The sequence below is a fragment of the Cellulomonas endophytica genome (assembly GCF_004123805.1).
In the GTDB taxonomy this organism is placed as follows: Bacteria; Actinomycetota; Actinomycetes; order Actinomycetales; family Cellulomonadaceae; genus Cellulomonas; species Cellulomonas endophytica.
The window spans coordinates 85,577-106,053 of record NZ_RWJX01000006.1 but is presented as its reverse complement, the minus strand read 5'-3'; the positions used below and the strand labels follow the sequence as shown (position 1 = coordinate 106,053).

Here is a 20,477-nt window from a genome sequence, read left to right as displayed (position 1 = left end):
CGGGCGGCGCGGCCAGGTCCGCGACCTGCGAGCCGCCGGAGCGCGCGCCGACCGCGGCGGCGACGACGGCGTCGAGGTCCGCCCCGCCCGCCGCCGTCACGGCGGCCGCGACCGCGCCCTCCACGAGGGGCGCGTCGACCACGCGCGTGCGCGCGGCGACGTCGTCGTCGGCGACGTCCAGCACGGACTCCGCGGTGAGCACCGCCGAGCCCAGGTCCGTGAGCACCACGGCGCCGCGGCCGTCGGCCGTCGCCCGCCCCAGGGCCTCCTCGACCGCGTCGAAGCTCGTGCCGAGGCCGCCGTCGCTCGTGCCGCCCGCGGGCAGGATGACCACCCCGGGGGCCATCTGCGCCGCCAGCTCGACGAGCCCCTCGGCCACGAGCCGGGAGTGCGAGACGAGGACGAGCGAGACCCGGGCCCCGCCCGCGTCCGTCGCCCCCGCGGCCGGCGCGTCCCCGAGCGCGGTCACGCCGCCGCCTCGGCCGCGGCCCGCAGCAGGAGGGCGGACGACGCCGCGCCCGGGTCCCGGTGGCCGGCCGAGCGCTCCCCCAGGTAGCTGGCCCGGCCCTTCGTCGCGACGAGGGGGTCGGTCGCCACCGCCCCCTCCTCCGCCGCGGTGGCCGCGGCGGCGAGCACCGCGGCCGGCTCCGCGCCGCCGTCCGCCGCCTCCACGGCCGCGTGCACGGCGGGGGTCCAGGCGTCGACCATCGTCTTCTCGCCCGGGGACGCCTTGCCCCGCACGACGATGCCCTCGAGCGCCGCCTCCAGCATCGCCACGACGCCGGCGGCGTCGAGGCGCTCCGTCGCGGTGACCTTCGCCGCCCGCAGGAACGCCGTGCCGTAGAGCGGCCCCGCGGCGCCGCCCACGGTCGACATGAGCGTCGTCGCGACGAGCTTGAGCACGTCCCCCACCTGGCCGGGCGGCTCCGTCAGCCCGTCCAGCTTGGCCAGGACGGCCGTGAACCCCCGGTGGAGGTTCTCCCCGTGGTCGCCGTCGCCGATCTGCCGGTCCAGCTCCACGAGCTCGTCCCGGTGCTCCGCCACGACCTGCGCCGCGGCTCGCGTCCAGGCCTGCGCCCACGTCACGTCGAGCGTCGTCACGCTGCTGCCCCCGCCCTCTGCGGTGCCGTCCGGCACCCCGTCCTGCCCCATGACCCGCACCGTAACGCGCGGCGGGGTCTCACCAGTGCAGGGCCGTGGTGCGGACGGGGGCGTCCCAGAGGGCGGTGAGCTCGTCGTCGAGCCGGAGCACCGTCACGGATGCGCCCTGCATCTCCAACGAGGTCACGTAGCTGCCGACGAGGGACCGCGTGACGGTGACGCCCCGCTCCTCGAGCAGCCGGCGGGCGTGCCGGTACACGACGTAGAGCTCCGAGAGCGGGGTGCCGCCCATGCCGTTGACGAACAGCAGCACGCTCTCGCCGTCGCCCAGGCGCAGGTCCTCGACGACGGGCGTGAGGAGCTGCTCCGTCACCGCGTCGGCCGGCGCCATGGGGACGCGGTGGCGCCCCGGCTCGCCGTGGATCCCGATGCCGATCTCGATCTCGTCGTCCGCCAGGTCGAAGCTCGGGCGGCCCGCGTGCGGCACCGTGCAGGCCGTGAGCGCGACGCCCATGGACCGCACGTTCGCGACGACCTTCTCCGCCACCGCGACGACCGCGTCGAGGTCGTCCCCGCGCTCGGCCGCCGCACCGGCGATCTTCTCCACGCACAGCGTGCCGGCGACCCCGCGGCGCCCGGCCGTCCAGGTCGAGTCCTCCACGGCCACGTCGTCGTTGACGAGGACGGTGCGGACCGTGACGCCCTCGGCCTCGGCGATCTCGGCGCCGAGCTCGAAGTTCATGACGTCGCCCGTGTAGTTCTTGACGATCGCGACGACGCCCGCGCCGCCGTCGGCGGCCTGCAGGGCGGGGGTGATGGCGTCGGGCACGGGCGAGGTGAACATCGCCCCCGGGACCGCCGCGTCGAGCATGCCCACGCCGACGAAGCCCGCGTGCAGGGGCTCGTGCCCGCTGCCGCCCCCGCTGACGAGGCCGACCTTGCCCGTGCGCGGCCCGCCGGCGCGCGTGACGTAGAGGGGGTCCGTCCGCACGTGCACCACGTCGGGGTGGGCGAGCCCGAAGCCCTCGACGGACTCCGTCACCACGTCGGCTGGGTCGTTGATGAGCTTCTTCACGGGCCGTCCCTCCGCCTGCGCACGCGACCCACCGGGGCCGGGCCGGGCGTCCTCGCCCTGGCGGACCCCACCCTTCCCCGCAGGTGGGCGCGGGTCAAGGGACGGGCGTGCAGGGCGGCCGCACGTCGGTGCGGCGGCCACCACGACATCCCCCGACCGGGTGAGGCCGCCGCACCCGGCCCTGGGCCGACCCCCGCGCCGAGCCGCGCCCCGGCCCGGCGACGGGGCCGGCGTCAGGCCCGGCCCAGCAGCGCCCGCGCCTCCGCGACGAGCTGGATGGAGCCCGTGACGACGACGCCCGCCCCGCGCTCGGCGCCGCCCTCGGCCCGCTGCACCGCGGTGTCGACGGCCTCGTCGAGACGCTCGACGAGGTGCACGCGGTCCTCCCCGAACACCTCCCGCGCGAGGTCGGCGAGGTCCTCGGGGTCCATCGCGCGCGGGGACGACCCGGCCCGGGTGACGACGACCTCGTCGAACGCGGGCTCGAGCACCGAGAGGATGCCCTCGACGTCCTTGTCCGCCATGAAGCCGACGACCCCGACCACGCGCACGAAGGAGAACGCCTCGTCGAGGGCGGCCACGAGCGCCTCGGCGCCGGCCGGGTTGTGCGCGCCGTCGACGAGCACGGTCGGGCTCGAGCGCACGAGCTCGAGCCGGCCGGGCGAGCGCACGTCGGCGAAGGCCGCCTCGACGACCCCCGCGTCGAGCGCCGACCCGCCCGTGAGCAGGGCCTCGACGGCGGTGAGGGCCAGGAGCGCGTTGTGGGCCTGGTGCTCGCCGTGCAGGGGCAGGAACACCTCGGTGTAGACGCCGCCGAGCCCGCGCAGCGTGACGAGCTGCCCGCCGACGGCGACCCGGCGCTCCAGCACGTCGACGTCCACGCCCTCGCGCACCACCCGCGCCCCGCGCTCGGCCGCCGCGGCGAGCACGACCCCGTCGACGTCCTCCTCCTGGCGCGCCAGCACGAGGGTGGCGCCGTCCTTGACGATGCCGGACTTCTCGGACGCGATCTTCACGAGCGTGTCGCCGAGGTAGCGCTGGTGGTCCATCGCGACCGGCGTGATCACCGCGACCTCGCCGTCGACGACGTTCGTGGCGTCCCAGCGCCCGCCGAGGCCGACCTCGACGACCGCGACGTCGACGGGGGCGTCGGCGAAGGCCGCGAACGCCATCACCGTGAAGACCTCGAAGAACGACAGGCGGGGCTCGCCCCGCTCGGCGCTGCGGGTGTCGACCAGGTGGACGTACGGCGCGACGTCCTGCCACACCTCGACGAACCGGTCGTCGGCGATGGGCTCGCCGTCGATCGCGATGCGCTCCGTCACCCGGGACAGGTGCGGGCTGGTGAACCGGCCGGTGCGCAGCCCGTGCTCGCGCACGAGCCGCTCCACCATGCGCGCCGTGGACGTCTTGCCGTTCGTGCCCGTCAGGTGGACCGTCCGGTACGCGCGCTGCGGGTCGCCGAGCAGCTCGAGCACGGCCCGGACCCGCTCCAGGGTCGGGTCGATGTCGTGCTCCGGCGCGCGCTCGAGGATCGCGCGGTAGACCTCGTCGGCCTCCTCGCGGGCCTGCCGTGCGGCCTCGGCGCGCAGGTGCTCCGCGCCGGAGGTCGCCGGCTGCCGGCGGCGGTCGTGCTCGGCCAGCCGCTCCCCCAGCAGGTCGCGCCGGCTGCCGTCGGCGTCGCGGCCGTGGTCCTCGTCGCGGACCGGCGCGCGCACGGCGCGGTCGGGGCGCACCGGGTCCTCCGTGCCGGCCGGCGCGTCGTCGGCGTCGTCCTCGACCACGCCGTCCCAGGCGTCGTCCTCCCGCGGCACCTCGGGGTCCTCGTCCCTGCGACCGGTCATGCGCGGGCCACCTCCACGGTGAGCTCGGGGGCGGGGCCGACGACGAGCGTCGTGGCCAGGGTCTCCTCGGCGACGAACGCCCGGTGCGCCTCGACCGCCGCGACGTGCTCGGCCGGGACGCCCAGGGTGAGGACGACCCGGTCGCCCACGTTCAGGCCGGCGGCCTTGCGGGCGTCCTGGACGGCGCGCACGACGTCGCGGGCGTAGCCCTCGGCCCGCAGGTCGTCGTCGAGCACGAGGTCGAGGACCGCGAAGCCGCCGCCGGGCAGCACCGCCGCGGCGGCCTCCGGCTCGGCGGCACCCTCGTCGGCGGCGACCACCGTCGCCAGCTCGTACTCGCCGGTCTGCAGCGGCACGTCTCCGTCGGGCGTCGTCACGACCACGACGTCGCCCTCGAGGCGCCAGTCCCCCGCCTTGGACGCCCGGAGCACGGCCTGGACGCCGCGGCCCAGGCGCGGGCCGGCCGCCCGGGCGTGGACGGACAGCCGCTGGGCGATGCCGTGGGCCCGCGCGGCGGCCTCGTCGGCCACGACGAGCTCGACGTCCTGGACGTTGAGCTCGCCCGCGAGCAGCGCGCGGTAGGGCGCGAGCGCGTCGGGGTCGGGCACGGCCACCGTGAGCCGGCGCAGGGGCTGGCGGACCCGCTGCCCGTGCGCCTTGCGCAGCCCGAGGGCCACGGACACGACGGAGCGCACGCCGTCCATCGCGGCGACGAGCGCCGGGTCGGCCACGAGGGGGCCGTCGGGCGCGGGCCAGTCGGTCAGGTGCACCGAGCGGCCGCCGGTGAGGCCGCGCCAGACCTCCTCCGTCACCAGCGGCGCGAGCGGCGCCATGACGCGCGTGAGCGCCTCCAGCGCCGTCCACAGGGTGTCGAACGCGTCGGCGTCCTCGGCCCAGAAGCGGTCCCGCTGCGTGCGCACGTACCAGTTCGTCAGCACGTCGAGGTGGTCGCGCACCGCCTCGCAGGCACCAGCCACGTCGAGGGCGTCCAGCCGCTGCGTCACGACGTCGACGAGGTCGTGCGTGCGCGCGAGCAGGTACCGGTCCATGGCCGGCAGGCCGGGCACGCGCTCCGCCGTCACCGCCTGCGCGGTCAGGCCCCGGCCGTCCCTCGTCGCGCCCGCGTACAGCGTGAAGAAGTAGTACGTGCTCCACAGCGGGAGCAGCACCTGGCGCACGCCCTCGCGGATGCTCTCCTCCGCCACGACGAGGTTCCCGCCGCGCAGCACCGGGGACGACATGAGCGACCAGCGGACGGCGTCGGAGCCGTAGCGGTCCCACATGAGCATCGGGTCGGGGTAGTTGCGCAGGGACTTGCTCGCCTTGCGCCCGTCGTCGCCGAGCACGATGCCGTGGGAGACCACGGAGCGGAACGACGGCCGGTCGAACAGCGCCGTGGCCAGCACGTGCAGGGTGTAGAACCAGCCGCGCGTCTGCCCCACGTACTCGACGATGAAGTCGCCCGGGTAGTGGTGCTCGAACCACTCCGCGTTCTCGAACGGGTAGTGGACCTGCGCGAACGGCATGGAGCCCGAGTCGAACCACACGTCGAGCACGTCGGGGATCCGGCGCATGGTCGCCCGCCCCGACGGGTCGTCGGGGTTCGGGCGCGTGAGCTCGTCGATGAAGGGCCGGTGCAGGTCGGGCTCGCCCGCCTCGTCCGTCGGGACCCGGCCGAAGTCGCGCCTGAGCTCGGCCAGGGAGCCGTAGACGTCCGTGCGGGGGAACGCGGGGTCGTCGGACACCCACACGGGGATGGGCGTGCCCCAGTAGCGGTTGCGGGAGATCGACCAGTCGCGGGCCCCGGCGAGCCACTTGCCGAACTGCCCCTCCTGGAGGTGCTCGGGCGTCCAGGCGATCTGGCGGTTGAGCTCGACCATGCGGTCCCGGAAGGCGCTGACACGCACGAACCAGGAGGACACCGCCTTGTAGATGAGCGGGTTCCGGCAGCGCCAGCAGTGCGGGTAGGAGTGCACGTAGGAGGCCTCGCGCAGGAGGCGGCCGTCGGCGCGCAGGCGGTCGATGATCGGCTTGTTGGCCTCGAACACCTGCAGGCCCGCGAGGTCCGGCACGGCGGCGGTGAAGCGGCCGCCCGCGTCGACGGACAGGATCGTCGGGATGCCGGCCGCCTCGCACACCTCCTGGTCCGCCTCGCCGTAGGCCGGGGCCTGGTGGACCACGCCCGTGCCGTCCTCCGTCGTCACGTAGTCCGCGACGAGGACCCGCCACGCGTTCTCGTTCCCGTAGGAGGGGTCCGCGAAGTAGTCGAACAGGCGCCGGTACGTCACGCCCGCGAGCTCGGTCCCGGTGACGCGGCGCTCCACGGCGGCGAGCGCCTCCTCGGCCGAGGCGTAGCCCAGGTCCTTGGCGTGGGCGCCCAGGAGCGGCTCGGCGAGCAGGAAGCGCTCGTCGCGCAGCGCGGCCTGAGGGCCGGTCCGCTCCCCCGCCGGCACGGCGTGCGGCACGACGACGTAGGTGACGTCCGGGCCGACCGCGAGCGCGGCGTTCGTCGGCAGCGTCCACGGGGTCGTCGTCCAGGCGAGCGCGGCCACGCCCGTGAGGCCGAGCGCCTCCGCGCGCTCCCCCTCGAGCGGGAACGTCACCGTGACGGTCCGGTCCTGCACGTCCTGGTAGACGTCGTCGTCCATCCGCAGCTCGTGGTTGGACAGCGGCGTCTGGTCCCGCCAGCAGTAGGGCAGGACGCGGTAGCCCTCGTACGCCAGGCCCTTGTCGTGCAGGGTCTTGAACGCCCACAGGACCGACTCCATGAAGGTGGTGTCGAGGGTCTTGTAGTCGTGGTCGAAGTCCACCCAGCGCGCCTGGCGCGTGACGTACTCGCGCCACTCCCCCGTGTAGCGCAGGACGGACTCGCGGCAGGCGGCGTTGAACGCCGCGATGCCCATCTCCTCGATCTGCGACTTGTCCGTCAGGCCGAGGATCCGCTCGGCCTCGAGCTCGGCCGGCAGGCCGTGGGTGTCCCACCCGAACCGGCGCTCCACGCGGCGCCCGCGCATCGTCTGGTAGCGCGGCACCACGTCCTTGACGTAGCCCGTGAGCAGGTGGCCGTAGTGGGGCAGGCCGTTGGCGAAGGGCGGGCCGTCGTAGAAGACGAACTCGTTGGCGCCCTGCTCGCCCGCCGGACGGGCGTCGACGCTCGCCGCGAACGTGCCGTCGGCCTCCCAGTGGGCCAGCACCTCGGCCTCGAGGGCGGGCAGGTCCGGGGAGGCGGGCACGGCGTCGGGCGACGCCGGACGGTGCAGGGGGTAGGCCACGAGGACAGGCTCCTGATCCTGGCGCACCCCGACGGGTGCGCGACTGCCGGGCCGCGAGGACGGCACCACCGGAACCGGTCCGGGGCACCGCGGTACCACCTCGCTTGCCGGCTCCCCGGGGGGAGGCGACCACTCGTGACGGCTGTGACGGGCCTGCCCGTCCGGTTCTACTCGGGCGGCGGGCCGCCCTTTCTTCCGGAGGCTCGCCGGTGATGGCCGGGTCGACGCCTGTGGGCGCCACTGTAGCCGCTGCCCCTGCCGCACCGCGTGAGGGGCGGGACGGCGGCGGGGACCGCTCCGCGACGAGGCGGTGCGGGCGGGTGCGGGCCGGTGCGGGCGTCGCCGGGGGTGGGCGAGGATGGCCCGGTGCCTCCCGGTGACCCCGCTGCCCGCCCGACCGCCACCGACGTGCCGCCGCTCGTCCTGCTCGACCTCGACGGGACCCTCACGGAGTCCGGCGAGGGGATCATGGCCTCCTCCCGCGTGGTCTTCGAGACCCTCGGCCTGCCCGTCCCGACGGACGCGGCGCTGCGGACCTTCATCGGGCCGCCCCTGCGCACGAACCTCGAGGGTCACGGCGTGCCGGCCGACCGCCTGGCGGAGGGCGTGCGCGTCTACCGCCGGCACTACACGGCGGTCGGGCAGCACCTCAACCGCGTCTACGACGGCGTCCCGGAGGCGCTGGCCGCGCTGCGGGACGCGGGCCTCACGCTGGCCCTGGCGACCTCGAAGCTGCAGCACAACGCCGACGCCATCTGCGACCGGCTCGGCCTGACGCCGTACCTGGCCGGCGTGTGGGGCGACCCGGACCCCGACCGCCCGATCGGCAAGGCGGGGGTCATCGGGCGCGCGCTGGCCGACCTCGGCCCCCGCCGGACGCCCGGGCCGCGGTGGACGCGCATGGTGGGCGACCGGCTGCACGACGTCGAGGGCGCCGCCGCCCACGGCCTCGCCTGCCTGGGCGCGGGGTGGGGCTACGGACCGGAGGGCGAGCTCGTCGCCGCCGGGGCCGAGTCGGTCGTCGCGACGCCGGCGGGGCTGCCCGCGGCGGTGCTCGCGTCCCTGGCGGCCGCGGGGTGGCCCGGCGCCGGCGGGGTCGGCCGCCCGGCCGGGGCCCGCGTCGTCGAGCCCTCGCCCGTCGGGGCGGACCGGTGAGCGCCGCCCCGGGGCGGCGCGCCATCACCCCCGAGAGCGTCGCCGCCGACCTGCGCACGGACCCCGCGCCGGACACGCTGCCCCCGGGCCCGGTCGCGCTGCTCGACCTCGACGGCACGCTGCTGGACTCGGCTGAGGGCATCGTCGCCTCGGTGCGCGCCGCCTACACCCACCTCGGCCTGCCCGTGCCGGACGACGGGGTGCTGCGCACCTTCGTCGGGCCACCGATGACGACCTCGATGCCCGCGCACGGCGTGCCGCCGGAGCTGCTCGAGGCCGCCATCGCGCACTACCAGGAGCAGTTCGCGGCGGTCGGGCTGTGGGAGACGCACGTCTACGACGGGGTGGCCGAGTCGCTCGTGCGGCTGCGGATGGAGGGCGTCGTGCTCGTCGTCGCCACCTCCAAGCCCCAGGTGTTCGCCCGGCCGGTGTGCCGCGAGCTCGGGCTGGACCGGCTCGTCGACGCGGTGTTCGGCGCGCCCCTCGACGAGGCCGCCTCGTCGAAGGCCCAGGTCATCGGCGACGCGCTGGCGTGGCTGGGCCCGGAGCGGACCTCCGACCCCCGGGACGTCGTCATGGTCGGCGACCGCGAGCACGACGTGGACGGCGCTCGCGCCCACGGGCTGGCCTGCCTGGGCGCGGCGTGGGGCTACGGCGGCGCCGACGAGCTGCGGCGTGCGGGGGCCTCGCGGCTCGTCATGCGGCCGCGGGACCTGGCGCCGGCCGTGCTCGAGGCGCTGGGGCTGGCGGACCTCTAGCCCGCCCGGGGCGCGCCGCCGCCCCGGAGCGGTCGGTGGTCAGCCCTGCGGGCTCCGCTCGACCGGGGGCAGCGCGGACCAGGGGAACGTGATCCACCGGTCCGTCCGCCGCCACACGTAGTCCGGGTCGATGACCGACCGCGGCTTGGCGTAGAGGACGGCCGTGCGCACCTCGTCGCAGTGCTGCTGCATGAGCCGGCGCACGAGCGCGAGGGTCTCCCCGGTGTCCGCCACGTCGTCGACGACGAGCGCGCGGTGCCCGTGCAGCGCCTCGGTGTCGAGCAGCGGCGGCAGGAGGACGGGGTCGGGCAGCCGCTCGTCGACGCCCGTGTAGAACTCGACGTTCAGCGTGCCCACGGCCTTCGTGCCGAGCGCGTAGGCCACGGCGCCGCCGGCCGGGAGCCCGCCGCGGGCGACCGCCACGACGATGTCGGGGTCGAACCCGGAGTCGACCACCCGCTGCGCGATGTCCCGGGCGGCGACGCCGAACGCCTCGTAGGTCAGGACCTCGCGGTCCGCCGGGAGCGCCTGCCCCTCCGCCGCCTCGGTGGTCGCCATGGCGCCACCCTACGGGGCAGGCCGGCCGGGCCACCGAGCCGCCGTGCCCGGTGCCGCGGGACGTCACGGGTCGCGGGACGGCACGAGGGCGGCGGCGACGCCCGTGAGGGCCCCCCGCAGCGCCTCGGGGTCCCGCCCCTCCCGGAGCCAGTGCTGCACCTGCTCGGCCGCGAGGGACGCCAGGAGCGCCTCGGCGCGCAGGGCGGGGTCCGGCGCCCCGGCCTGCGACAGCAGCAGCGTGCAGTGCTGCCGCCAGAAGGCGTAGGACGGCTTGCGCAGCCGGGCGCCGGGCGGGCCGGTCTCGGACAGGAGCACGAGGTCCACGCGCGAGGACTGGAAGGCCAGGTACGCCTCGACGAAGGCGACGAGGCGGCGCGCGGGCGGGGCGCCCGGACCCAGCGGCGGCGGCCCGGCGAGGATGCCCTGCTGCAGCTCGCGCCCCCGCTCGCTCAGCAGGGCGGCGGCGAGCCCGGCCTTGTCCCCGAACCGGCGGTACAGCGTGCCCTTGCCGACGCCGGCGCGCGCGGCGACCGCGTCCATCGTCGTCGCCGCCACCCCCTGCTCGGCGAAGAGCTCCTCGGCCGCCGCCAGGGCGCGTGACCGGTTGCGGGCGGCGTCGGCGCGCTCGCGCGCGGGCGGCCCGGCACCGGGCCCGCCACCCGGCCCGACACCGGGCCCGAGGGGGGTCGGAGGACCGGCCACGGCCCCCTTGCCGCCGGGCCCGTGGCCGTCCGTTGACGAAGCGGACTGCGGTCCGCTAACTTCTCCGCGCATAAGCGGACCATAGTCCAGATCGAGGCGAGGAGGAGAGCCGTGCGGGTCCTGGTGGTGGGTGCGACGGGGTACGTCGGGCAGGGGGTCGTCCGTGCGCTGCAGGGCGCGGGGCACGAGGTCGTCGCGCTCGTGCGGGAGAGGGGTACGGACGGCGCGGACGGCGCTGACGGCGCGGACGGCGCGACGGCCGGCGCCACGGCCGGCGCGGCGCGGCACGACCTCCCGGCCGGCGTGGCCGTCCGCGCCGGGGACCTGCGGGACGCCCCGTCGCTGGGCCGTGCGGTCACGCCGGACGTCGACGCCGTCGTGCACGCGGGGGCGCCCACCGGCGACGCCACGGCGGACGCGCGGGCGGTCGAGGCGCTGCTGTCCCCGCTCGTCGGGACGGGACGGGCCTTCGTCTACGTCAGCGGCGTGTGGGTCCTCGGCGCGACGGACGGGGCGGCGGCCCACGAGGCGAGCCCGGTGCGCCCCGTGCCGCTCGTGCAGGACCGCCCCGCGCTGGAGCGGCGCGTGCTCGGGTCCGCACGGTCGGGCGTGCGGTCGGCGGTGGTGCGGCCGGGGGTCGTGCACGGGCGCGGCGGCGGCATCCCCGCCCTCCTGGTGGAGCTCGCCCGGGCGCACGGGCGGGGCCGGTACGTCGGCGGCCCCGTCGGGTGGCCGATGGTGCACGTCGACGACCTCGGCGACCTCGTGCTCGCCGTCCTCGAGCGCGCCCGCGCCGGGACGCTGCTGCACGCGGTGGCGGAGGAGTCGGTCCCCGTCGCGGACCTCGCCCGCGCGGCGGCGGTGGCCGCCGGGGTCGAGGACGTCGCCGAGCCGTGGGACCTCGCGCAGGCACGGGAGGCCCTCGGCGACGGCTTCGCCGACGCCCTGGCGCTCGACCAGCGGTGCAGCGGCGACCTCGCCCGCCGGCTCCTCGCCTGGGCGCCGTCCCGCCCGGGAGCGGTGGAGGACCTGGCCACCGGCCCGCACGGGACGCGGTCGGCGGCATGAGCGGCGTCGCCGACGAGGACCGGCACGGGCCCGGAGCGCACCGGGCGGACGACGGCGGACGGCAGGACGGGAGGGACGGGACCGCGGTGGAGGTCCTGGGCCTCGGCTGGTGCGGCACCCGGACGGAGCACGGCGCGAGGCTGGCCGCGTTCCACCGGGACGTGCTCGGGCTGCCGCTCGTGCACGAGGAGACGGGCCTCCGGGAGTTCCGCCTGCCCGAGGAGGGCACCGGTGCCGCGCCCCTGACCGCATCGCCACCGCCCACCCCGCCGGCGGGGACGGGCCCGGCGGGCAGGGGCACCGGCACCGGACGCGCCGCGCCGCGGCGCCCCACCAGGACCGACGACCGAGACCGAGAGGCCAGGACCATGAGCACCCCGACGACACCCGCAGCAGCAGGACCCTCCCGCGCCGGCTTCACCGGTGCCGTCTTCATCGCGACGAGCCTGGACGGGTACATCGCCCGGCCGGACGGCGACATCGACTGGCTGGTGGAGCTCAGCACGGGCGCCGGGGACACGGGCTACGACGACTTCATCGCCTCGGTGGACGCCCTCGTCATGGGCCGCGCGACCTACGAGAAGGCCCTCACCTTCCCCACGTGGCCCTACGAGGGCCGCACCGTCCTCGTGCTCAGCCGGGGGTCCGGCGGCGACGCGGACCCGCGGGTCCGCGTCGTCCCCGGCCTCGACGCGGCGGTGGAGGCCCTCGCGGCGGTCGGCGCCCGGCGCGTGTACGTCGACGGCGGCCGGACCGTGCAGTCCTTCCTGGCGGCCGGCCTCGTGCAGGAGCTGACCGTCACGACCGTCCCCGTGCTCCTCGGGTCGGGCCTGCCGCTCTTCGGTCCCCTCGAGCGGGACGTGCTCCTGGAGCACCGCTCCACGACCGTGCTGGGCGGCGGGCTCGTCCAGTCCACGTACGCCGTCCGCGCGTCCCGGTAGGGCGGCCGGGCGGGACGGCCCCGACCGCCCGCGGGCCGCTGGCGTCAGGCCTCGGTGTCCAGCACGAGGCCGGTCCGCAGCAGGTCCGCCAGCGCGGCGGTGGGAACGCGGTTCGAGCGCAGCAGCGCGCCGAGGTCGGTGCCGGCGCGCAGGTCGGCCAGGAGGGCGTCCCGGTCGGTGCCGAGCAGCTCGGCGAGGCGGTCGACGCCGGCGGTGGGGACGGTCGCGCCGCCGGGGTCCGCGCCGGGGCCGGGACGGGTCGGGGCCGACGGGTCGGTGGCACGCGGCGGCCCCTCGCCCGGCCGGGCGAGGGGCGACGACGGCGTCGGGCGCGGCGCGGGCACCGCGCCCGCACGCCCCGCGGCCGCCGTCGTCGTCATGACCGGATCATCGGCGCGCGAGGGCCCCACCCTGAGCCCGCGCGCCGGTCCCCAGGCAGATCACAGAGGTTCGCCAGGCCCGTCCCAGGCGGGGTGGGCGGCGGGGCCCGCCCCGCTCCTCCGGCGGGGGGCCCGGCAGCGTGGGCGGACCTCAGCGCAGGGACGCCTGCCAGTCCGCGTGGAGGTCGGCGAACCGCCCGCCCCGGGCCACGAGCCCGGCCGGCGACCCGTCCTCGACGACCCGCCCGTCGTCGACGACGAGGACGCGGTCCGCCCCCATCACCGTCGAGAGGCGGTGGGCGATGACGACGGCGGTGCGACGGTGCAGCAGCCGGTCGAGGCCCTCCTGCACGAGCCTCTCGCCGGGCACGTCGAGGGAGCTCGTGGCCTCGTCGAGCACGAGGACGGCCGGGTCGGCGAGGAAGGCCCGCGCGAAGGAGACGAGCTGGCGCTGGCCGGCGGACAGCCGCACCCCACGGCTGTCGACGTCCGTGTCGTACCCCTGCGGCAGGCTCCGCACGAGGTCGTGGACGCCCACCGCGCGGGCGGCGGCCTCGACGTCGGCCCGCGGCGCGCCCGGGCGGCCGATGGCGATGTTGTCCGCGACCGAGCCGGAGAAGAGGTAGGCCTCCTGCGTCACCATGACCACCCCGCGCCGCAGGTCGTGCGGGTCGATCTCGCGCACGTCCACCCCGTCGAGGCGCACGGCGCCGCTGCGCACGTCGTAGAAGCGGGTGAGCAGCTTCGCCACGGTCGACTTGCCGGCGCCCGTGCGGCCGACGAGGGCCAGCGTCGTGCCGGCGGGCAGGTGCACGTCCACGTCGTGCAGCACCGTCGGCCCGTCGCCGTAGCCGAAGGACACGTGGTCGAAGGTGACCTCGCCGCGCACCCGCGGCAGCCGGCGCGGGTGGGCCGGGTCCGGCACCGTCGGGACCTCCGCGAGCAGGTCCGCGAGCTTCTCCAGCGCCGCCGCGGCGGACTGGAAGGAGTTGTAGAACATGCCCACGTCGCGCAGCGGCTGGAAGAAGCGCCGGGCGTAGAGCACCGCGGCGACGAGCACACCGACGTCGAGGCCGCCGTCGAGCACGCGCAGCCCGCCGACGAGGAGCACGCCGGCCACCGTGACGTTGCCGATGAGCGTCAGGCCCATGTCGAAGGTGCCGTTGGTGCGCAGCGCGTCGGCCGTCGAGAGCCGGTACTCCTCCGTGAGGTCGCCGTAGGTGCGCGTCGACGCCCGCTCGCGGCGGAAGGCCTGCACGGCCCGGATCCCCGTCATCGTCTCGACGAACGCCACGATGACGCGGGCCGAGGCCGTCCGGGTGCGCCGGTACTGCTGCTGCGACCGCCGCTGGAACCACCGCGTCAGCAGGATGCCCGGCACCACGGCGACGAGGAGCACGAGCCCGCTCGGCACGTCGAGCACGACGAGCGAGACCCCCGTGAGCAGCATGGACACGCCGCCCGTGGCGAGCGTCGTGACGCCGCCGTCGAGGAGCTCGCGCACCGCGTCCAGGTCCGAGGTCTGGCGCGAGATGATCCGGCCCGAGGTGTACCGCTCGTGGAACTCCAGGTCCAGGCGCTGCGTGTGCCGGAAGACCCGCGCCCGCAGGTCCAGCAGGATGGCCTGGCTCACGCGGGCCGAGGCGCGGACGACCGCCGCCGCGAGCACGCCGGCGAGGACGGCCGCGAGCACGTACCCGCCCCCGACGAGGGCGAGCGGCCTCGGGTCCCCGTCGCGGAGCGCGGGCAGCCCCCGGTCGATGCCGGCGGCCACGAGCAGCGGCCCGGAGACGACGGCGACCTGGCTGAGCACGACGAGCGCGGCGGTAGTGGCCACGGACCGCCGCACCGGACGCAGGACGGAGGCGAGCAGGCGCAGCGGCGGGCGGTCCCCGGCGCTCACCGACGGCTCCCCTCGTCGGCCCGCGCGTCCTGCGGCTCCGCGTCGAGGTCGCGGGGCGCGTCGTGCATCGCCGTGAGGACGAAGCGGTAGTGCGGGTGCGTCTCGAGCAGCTCGCGGTGCGTGCCGACGCCCGTCACGCGCCCGTCCTCGAGCACCGCGACGCGGTCCGCGAGCGCGACCGTCGAGCTGCGGTGGGCCACGACGAGGGTCGTCGTGCCGCGGAGGACGTCGCGCAGCCGGGCCGTGACGGCGGCCTCCGTGGTGACGTCGAGGGCGGAGAGCGGGTCGTCGAGCACGAGCACCCGCGGGTGCGCGGCCACCGCCCGGGCGAGCGCCAGGCGCTGGCGCTGGCCGCCGGACAGGCTCAGCCCCTCCTCGCCGACGAGGGTCTCCTCGCGCTGCGGCAGGGCGGCGACGAATTCCGCGCTGGCGCCCTCCAGGGCCTCGGCGAGGACCCGGTCGCGCTCCGCGTCGTCGGGGCGCGACCCGCCGGCGCCGCCCTCGGCGGGGTCGGGCACCTCCCCCTCGTCGGGCAGCCCGAGCAGGACGTTCTCGCGGACCGAGGCCGAGAAGAGGACCGGGTCCTCGAACGCGACGGCGACGGCCGCGCGCACGTCGCAGCGGCGCAGGTCGCGCAGGTCGACCCCGTCGAGCAGCACCTGGCCCGCGGTGGGGTCCGACAGGCGCGGCACGAGCTGGGCGAGCGTGGTCTTGCCGCTGCCGGTGAGGCCGACGAGCGCGGTCGTCGTGCCGGGCTCGAGCACGAGGTCGACGCCGTCGAGCACCGGCCGCCCGGTCGCGTGCGCGACGACGACCCCCCGCAGCTCGACACGGCTGCCGTCCGGGCCCGGCGGCGGGACCGGTGCGGGGTGCTCCGGGTCACGGACGGCCGGCACGGTGTCCATGACCTCGACGAACCGGTCGGTGGCGGCCTTGGCGTCCAGCGTCATGGCGAGCAGCGAGCCGATGCGCTCGACGGGCGCGTTGACGACCGCCGCGGTGGCGAAGAACGCGACGAGCGCGCCGACGCTGAGCCGCCCCTCGGAGGTGAGCCACACGCCCAGCACGAGCGAGACGGCCAGCGCGAGCTCGGGGATCGCGCCGAGCGCCAGCGACACCTTCGACAGCGTGCGCGCCTTCTGGATCTCCGTGCCGCGCAGCATGTCGGCCTGGCGGACGAACTCGTCGAGCGCGTCCTCGCCGCGGCCGAACGCCTTGAGGACGCGGATGCCGTGCACGGACTCCTCGACGCGGCCCGCGAGGTCCCCGGCCTGGTCGCGGGCACGGCGGGCCACCACCTTGTAGTCCTCGCGGAAGCGGAAGCCGAGCAGGAGCACCGGCACCGCGCCGACGAGGTAGACCAGCGCCAGCGGCCAGGCCGTCCAGAGCATGAGCCCGAGGCCGACGACGACCGTCGTGACGCTGACGACGAGCATGACGAACGCGAAGATGAGCCACCGGCGCACGACGTTGAGGTCGGACATGGACCGGGACAGCAGCTGCCCGCCGGGCCAGCGGTCGTGGAACGCCAGCGGCAGGTCCAGCAGGTGGCGGAAGAGCGACCGGCGCATGTCGTTCTCGGCACCCGTGCCGGGCAGCGCCACGAGCGCCCGACGGCACCAGACGAGGAAGGCCTCGAGCACGCCGAGGAGCAGCACCAGGGCGGCGGCACCGATCACGGCGGTGCGCGAGCCCGAACCGAGCAGGGGGCCGTTCACGAGGGCCCGCAGCACCTGCGGGACGAGCAGCGCGAGGATGCTGGCGCCCAGGGACGTGAGCGTCCCGAGGACCATCCGCGGCACGACCGGCCGCGCCCAGGCCAGGAGCCGGAGCAGGGAGCGGGTCGTCGAGAGGCCGCTGGAGGCCGCGGCAGCCGCCGCGCCCGTGCCGTGGCCCGGCGCTCCCCCGGTGCCTGCCGCGGTGCCGTCGGCGCCGTCGGCGGTCGTCCCCGGTGCCGGGACGTCGGACGCGCCCCGCTCCCCCGTCGGCCCCCGACGCCCGTCCTCGGGCCGGACCTCGGTGGGGGTGTGGCGCACGCGGCCCACCCTACGGAGGGCTCCCCGCAAGCGCTCTCCCGGGCACGGGGCGCCGCCTCAGCGGCGCGCCACGCGGCGGTCGTCCCGCCGGAGCGGTGGGAGGCTGGCGCTCCGCACCCGGCGCCGGTGCCGGTGAAGTGTGCTCCCGGGGGATCGGCACCGCTCCCCCGACCGGTGCCGGTACCGCGGCGGGCGGTGTGGTCATCGGGTGCGTGGTGGATGGCGGAGGCGGCATGGGGACGACGACCCCCCGCGGGAGCCGTGCGGCCGAGGTGCGCCTGGGCGTCGTGAGCGTCCTGCTCGCCCCCGTCCTGCTGCGGCAGGGGGCGCGCGTGCGGCGGCGCTCCTCGCATGAGGCTCGACGAGAGCGGTGGCTCAGGCGCGGGGGGCGTACATGATGACGCCCACGCCGACGAGGCAGACGAGGGCGCCGACGACGTCGTAGCGGTCCGGGCGGAAGCCGTCGACGAGCACGCCCCACGCGAGCGAGCCGGCGACGAAGACCCCGCCGTAGGCCGCGAGGATGCGCCCGAAGTGCGCGTCGGGCTGCAGCGTGGCGACGAAGCCGTAGAGGCCGAGCGCGATGACGCCGGCACCCGCCCAGACCCAGCCCCGGTGCTCGCGCACGCCCTGCCAGACCAGCCAGGCGCCGCCGATCTCGGCCACCGCCGCGAGGACGAACAGGACCAGGGAGCGCGCGACCGTCACGCCGGAACGGTACGCACCGGCGGGGAGCGCGGCCGGGACCCGCGCGCGTGCCCGGGCCCCGACGGCGTGCGGTCCGCGCCGTCCGAGCCGACCGGCTCAGGACGGGCGGCGGGCCGTGACCGTGTTCGTCGCCTGCGCCAGGGGGCGGATGACCAGGCTGTCGACGTTCACGTGGGGCGGGCGGCTGAGGGTCCAGGCGATCGAGTCCGCCACGTCGTCGGCGGACAGGGGCGTGTAGCCCTCGTAGACCTTCGCGGCTCGCTCCTCGTCGCCGTCGAAGCGGACGAGGGAGAACTCCGTCTCCACGGCGCCGGGGGCGATCTGGATGACCCGGACCGGTTCGCCGACGAGCTCCCACCGCAGGGTCTCGGCGAGCATCCGTGCCGCGTGCTTGACGCCGGTGTAGCCGGCGCCGCCCGGGTAGGCGGCCAGCGCCGCGGTGGAGGTCACGACGACGACGTCGCCGCCGCGCTCGCGCAGGAACGGCAGCACCGCCTGCGTCACGCGGAGCGTGCCGAGCACGTTGAGCTCGTACATCGCCCGCCACTGCTCGAGGTCGGTCTCGGCCACGGGCTCCAGACCCAGGGCGCCACCCGCGTTGTTGACGACCGCGTCGAGCCCCCCGGTCGCCTGCAGATGGGTGACGAGGGCGGCGACGTCCGCCTCGTCCGTCACGTCCAGGCGCAGCGTCTCGGCGCCGGTCTCGGCCGCGAGCGCGGCGAGGCGGTCCTCGCGCCGGGCCGTGGCGAGGACGGACAGGCCGTCGGCGCGCAGCCGGCGGACCGTCGCGGCGCCGATGCCGGCGGAGGCGCCGGTGACGAGGACGCGCTTGGGGGCCGTCGCGGCGACCGCGTCCGACGTGGGCACGCTCATGCCGTCACCGCCGCGTCCGCCACCTCGGTGAGGACGGCGGCGATCGCGGCGAGGCCCTCGCGCACCTCGTCGGGCGTGACGACGCACGGCGGCACGACGTGCAGACGGTTGTCCTGCACGAACGGCAGCACGTCCCGGGCCAGCAGGCCCGCCTTGAGCCTCGCCATGGCGGGCGCGGGCAGGGGCTCGCGCGTGGCGCGGTCGGCGACGAGCTCGACGGCCCAGAACACGCCCGTGCCGCGGACCTCGCCCACGGACGGGTGCGCCTCGGCCAGCGCGCGCAGGCCCGGACCGAGCACCTCGGCGCCGATGTGGGCGGCGTTCTCGACGATCCCCTCGCGCTCCATCGCGTCGATGGTCGCGACGATGGACGCCATCGCGAGGGGGTGCCCGGAGTACGTGAGGCCGCCGGGGAAGACGCGGTCGTCGAAGGTGCGCGCGACGGCGTCGTTGAGGAGCACGCCGCCGGCCGGGACGTAGCCGGAGTTCACGCCCTTGGCGAAGGTGATGAGGTCCGGCACCACGCCGTGCGCGGTGTGCGCGAACCAGTCCCCCGTGCGCCCGAAGCCCGCCATGACCTCGTCGAGGACCAGCAGGATCCCGTACCGGTCGGCGATCGCACGGACGCCGGCGAGGTACCCCGGCGGCGGCACGAGCACGCCGGCGGTGCCCGGCACCGACTCCAGCAGGATCGCCGCCACGGAGTCCGGCCCCTCGGCCTGGACGACGCGCTCGAGGTGGTGCAGCGCGCGCTCGCACTCCTGCTCCGGCGTCGTCGCCCAGAACTCCGAGCGGTACAGGTACGGACCGAAGACGTGCACGTGGCCGCGCGCGTACTCGTTGGGCACGCGGCGCCAGTCGCCCGTCGCGACGACCGCCGCGCCGGTGTTGCCGTGGTAGCTGCGGTAGTGCGAGACGACCTTGTCGCGGCCCGTGTGCAGGCGCGCCATGCGGATCGCGTTCTCGTTGGCGTCGGCGCCGCCGTTGGTGAAGAAGACCTTGGAGAAGCCCTCCGGCGCGTGCGCGAGGATCCGCGCCGCGGCGCGGCCCCGGGTGAGGTTCGCGGCGGCGGGGGCGATCGTCGCCAGGGTGGCCGCCTGCTCCTGGATGGCGGCGACGACGGCGGGGTGGCCGTGGCCGATGTTCGTGTTCACCAGCTGCGAGGACAGGTCGAGCCACGTGCGGCCGGCGTGGTCCCAGACCCGCGAGCCGGAGCCGCCCGCGAGGGGCAGCGGGGACAGCGCGCCCTGCGCCGACCAGGAGTGGAAGACGTGGGCGCGGTCGAGCGCGACGGCCTCCGCGTCGAGCGCGGCCCCGTCGGAGGGTGCGGCGGAGGATGCCGAGGTCTCGCCGGGGGCACCCGCGCCGGTCACCGCGGCCGCGTCCGTCGGGGCACCGGCCTCCGCGTCCGTCACGGCGGGGGCAGCCGGCTCCGCCGGCAGGGTCTGGCTCATCGATCGCCTCTCGTCGTCGGGGCGCTGCACGCGGACCCCGTGGTGCGTCTGTGCCCGTGCAGTGTGCCTCGGATCACCCGGCGCCGACCGGCACCGGGTCCGGGCGCGCACGGGGACCGGGGCCGACCGGCACGGGGCTCGTGGCCGTCCGTGCCGGTCGGCGTCCGGGTCGGCTCAGGCGCCGCCGGCCTCCAGCGTCACCTCGATCGGGGCGAAGCCCTCGCCCGTCACGTCGACGCCCTCCTCCTCGAGCGCGGCCAGGGCCTGCTCGACGTACTCGTTCGTGTACGCGTCCTCGTCGGGCTCCTCGGTGATGACCGTCGCGCCCTGGTCGTTGCGCGTGTTCAGGGCGATCTCGACCGTCCGGTCCCAGGCCGTCCCGTCGACGAGGCCGATGCCGCCCGCCGAGGGCCAGATGAGCTTGTTCACCTCGTTGACCTGCCACAGCTGGTGGCTGTTGCCGAGCTGCGAGCCGGCCGCGACGACGGCGTCGCGCGCCGCCTCGGGGTTGTCGCGGACGTAGACCCAGCCCTTGAGGCTCGCCTTCAGGAAGGCGACGGTCGTCTCCTGGTACTCCTCGTCGGAGGCGAGGCGCTCCGTGTTCGCCCAGATGGCGTCCTGGAGCATCGCGGTGCCCTCCTCGTTCCAG

At 76.6% G+C, this 20,477-nt stretch carries 18 protein-coding genes; 4 read left to right on the top strand and 14 right to left on the bottom strand.

Annotated elements, in window-relative coordinates; genetic code table 11:
• The 5 genes from dhaM to ileS all read right to left on the bottom strand — a co-directional run.
• Window positions 1-469 (bottom strand): dihydroxyacetone kinase phosphoryl donor subunit DhaM (gene dhaM / locus EJA20_RS03470; protein ID WP_129336769.1); only part of this gene is annotated, 469 nt, incomplete at its 3' end.
• Window positions 466-1,152 (bottom strand): dihydroxyacetone kinase subunit DhaL, encoded by a 687-nt coding sequence (gene dhaL, locus EJA20_RS03465; protein ID WP_129336768.1) that lies wholly within the window; start codon window positions 1,150-1,152, stop codon window positions 466-468. The genes dhaM and dhaL, both read right to left, overlap by 4 nt.
• A gap of 28 nt (window positions 1,153-1,180) precedes the next feature.
• The gene (dhaK, locus tag EJA20_RS03460; protein WP_129336767.1) at window positions 1,181-2,176 is read right to left on the bottom strand and encodes a dihydroxyacetone kinase subunit DhaK; all 996 of its coding nucleotides are present in this window, start codon (window positions 2,174-2,176) and stop codon (window positions 1,181-1,183) included.
• A gap of 233 nt (window positions 2,177-2,409) precedes the next feature.
• Window positions 2,410-4,020 (bottom strand): bifunctional folylpolyglutamate synthase/dihydrofolate synthase, encoded by a 1,611-nt coding sequence (locus EJA20_RS03455; protein WP_129336766.1) that lies wholly within the window; start codon window positions 4,018-4,020, stop codon window positions 2,410-2,412.
• Window positions 4,017-7,292 carry an isoleucine--tRNA ligase gene (ileS, locus tag EJA20_RS03450; RefSeq protein WP_129336765.1) on the bottom strand — a complete coding sequence of 1,092 codons (3,276 nt, stop codon included), beginning with the start codon at window positions 7,290-7,292 and terminating at the stop codon, window positions 4,017-4,019. Before ileS ends, EJA20_RS03455 begins: the two co-directional genes overlap by 4 nt.
• Window positions 7,293-7,658: 366 nt before the next feature.
• On the opposite strand from ileS, the gene EJA20_RS03445 reads away from it, so the two are divergent.
• Together EJA20_RS03445 and EJA20_RS03440 are read left to right on the top strand one after the other, a co-directional pair.
• The gene (locus EJA20_RS03445; protein WP_240674969.1) at window positions 7,659-8,447 is read left to right on the top strand and encodes an HAD hydrolase-like protein; all 789 of its coding nucleotides are present in this window, start codon (window positions 7,659-7,661) and stop codon (window positions 8,445-8,447) included.
• Window positions 8,444-9,205, top strand: coding sequence for an HAD hydrolase-like protein (locus EJA20_RS03440; protein ID WP_240674968.1), 762 nt, complete (start codon window positions 8,444-8,446; stop codon window positions 9,203-9,205). Before EJA20_RS03445 ends, EJA20_RS03440 begins: the two co-directional genes overlap by 4 nt.
• Window positions 9,206-9,244: 39 nt before the next feature.
• Here EJA20_RS03440 and EJA20_RS03435 read toward each other — a convergent pair whose 3' ends face one another.
• Window positions 9,245-9,763 (bottom strand): phosphoribosyltransferase, encoded by a 519-nt coding sequence (locus EJA20_RS03435; RefSeq protein WP_129336764.1) that lies wholly within the window; start codon window positions 9,761-9,763, stop codon window positions 9,245-9,247.
• Window positions 9,764-9,826: 63 nt separating this feature from the next.
• Window positions 9,827-10,465 carry a TetR/AcrR family transcriptional regulator gene (locus EJA20_RS03430; RefSeq protein ID WP_205687342.1) on the bottom strand — a complete coding sequence of 213 codons (639 nt, stop codon included), beginning with the start codon at window positions 10,463-10,465 and terminating at the stop codon, window positions 9,827-9,829.
• A gap of 111 nt (window positions 10,466-10,576) precedes the next feature.
• Here EJA20_RS03430 and EJA20_RS03425 point away from each other — a divergent pair, with 111 nt between their 5' ends.
• Both EJA20_RS03425 and EJA20_RS19330 read left to right on the top strand, forming a co-directional pair.
• On the top strand, window positions 10,577-11,533 hold the full coding sequence (locus EJA20_RS03425) for an NAD-dependent epimerase/dehydratase family protein (protein WP_129336762.1): 957 nt from the start codon (window positions 10,577-10,579) through the stop codon (window positions 11,531-11,533).
• The gene (locus EJA20_RS19330; RefSeq protein WP_240674967.1) at window positions 11,530-12,474 is read left to right on the top strand and encodes a dihydrofolate reductase family protein; all 945 of its coding nucleotides are present in this window, start codon (window positions 11,530-11,532) and stop codon (window positions 12,472-12,474) included. The genes EJA20_RS03425 and EJA20_RS19330 overlap by 4 nt, the downstream gene beginning before the upstream one ends.
• A 44-nt stretch (window positions 12,475-12,518) precedes the next feature.
• Here EJA20_RS19330 and EJA20_RS19685 read toward each other — a convergent pair whose 3' ends face one another.
• The 7 genes from EJA20_RS19685 to EJA20_RS19825 all read right to left on the bottom strand — a co-directional run bounded on the left by EJA20_RS19685 (window position 12,519) and on the right by EJA20_RS19825 (window position 20,455).
• Window positions 12,519-12,854: a hypothetical protein gene (locus EJA20_RS19685; protein ID WP_129336761.1), complete on the bottom strand. Its 336-nt coding sequence runs from the start codon at window positions 12,852-12,854 to the stop codon at window positions 12,519-12,521.
• Window positions 12,855-13,005: 151 nt separating this feature from the next.
• Window positions 13,006-14,757 carry an ABC transporter ATP-binding protein gene (locus EJA20_RS03410; protein WP_129336760.1) on the bottom strand — a complete coding sequence of 584 codons (1,752 nt, stop codon included), beginning with the start codon at window positions 14,755-14,757 and terminating at the stop codon, window positions 13,006-13,008.
• The gene (locus EJA20_RS03405) at window positions 14,754-16,550 is read right to left on the bottom strand and encodes an ABC transporter ATP-binding protein (RefSeq protein WP_129336783.1); all 1,797 of its coding nucleotides are present in this window, start codon (window positions 16,548-16,550) and stop codon (window positions 14,754-14,756) included. The genes EJA20_RS03410 and EJA20_RS03405 overlap by 4 nt, the downstream gene beginning before the upstream one ends.
• A 618-nt stretch (window positions 16,551-17,168) precedes the next feature.
• Window positions 17,169-17,501: a YnfA family protein gene (locus EJA20_RS03400; protein WP_129336759.1), complete on the bottom strand. Its 333-nt coding sequence runs from the start codon at window positions 17,499-17,501 to the stop codon at window positions 17,169-17,171.
• Window positions 17,502-17,597: 96 nt separating this feature from the next.
• On the bottom strand, window positions 17,598-18,374 hold the full coding sequence (locus tag EJA20_RS03395; RefSeq protein WP_129336758.1) for an SDR family oxidoreductase: 777 nt from the start codon (window positions 18,372-18,374) through the stop codon (window positions 17,598-17,600).
• The gene (locus tag EJA20_RS03390; RefSeq protein WP_129336757.1) at window positions 18,371-19,828 is read right to left on the bottom strand and encodes an aspartate aminotransferase family protein; all 1,458 of its coding nucleotides are present in this window, start codon (window positions 19,826-19,828) and stop codon (window positions 18,371-18,373) included. Before EJA20_RS03390 ends, EJA20_RS03395 begins: the two co-directional genes overlap by 4 nt.
• A gap of 174 nt (window positions 19,829-20,002) precedes the next feature.
• A complete protein-coding gene (locus tag EJA20_RS19825) occupies window positions 20,003-20,455 on the bottom strand; it encodes a hypothetical protein (RefSeq protein WP_338068791.1) in 453 nt (150 codons plus the stop codon).
• Window positions 20,456-20,477 lie beyond the last annotated feature (22 nt).

Coding starts and splice junctions, on each gene's coding strand:
- EJA20_RS03390 (WP_129336757.1), bottom strand. CDS start 19,828: ATGAGCCAGACCCTGCCGGCGGAGCCGGCTGCCCCCGCCGTGACGGAC.
- EJA20_RS19685 (WP_129336761.1), bottom strand. CDS start 12,854: ATGACGACGACGGCGGCCGCGGGGCGTGCGGGCGCGGTGCCCGCGCCG.
- EJA20_RS19825 (WP_338068791.1), bottom strand. CDS start 20,455: ATGCTCCAGGACGCCATCTGGGCGAACACGGAGCGCCTCGCCTCCGAC.
- dhaL (WP_129336768.1), bottom strand. CDS start 1,152: ATGGGGCAGGACGGGGTGCCGGACGGCACCGCAGAGGGCGGGGGCAGC.
- EJA20_RS03405 (WP_129336783.1), bottom strand. CDS start 16,550: ATGGTCCTCGGGACGCTCACGTCCCTGGGCGCCAGCATCCTCGCGCTG.
- EJA20_RS03435 (WP_129336764.1), bottom strand. CDS start 9,763: ATGGCGACCACCGAGGCGGCGGAGGGGCAGGCGCTCCCGGCGGACCGC.
- EJA20_RS03455 (WP_129336766.1), bottom strand. CDS start 4,020: ATGACCGGTCGCAGGGACGAGGACCCCGAGGTGCCGCGGGAGGACGAC.
- EJA20_RS03395 (WP_129336758.1), bottom strand. CDS start 18,374: ATGAGCGTGCCCACGTCGGACGCGGTCGCCGCGACGGCCCCCAAGCGC.
- EJA20_RS19330 (WP_240674967.1), top strand. CDS start 11,530: ATGAGCGGCGTCGCCGACGAGGACCGGCACGGGCCCGGAGCGCACCGG.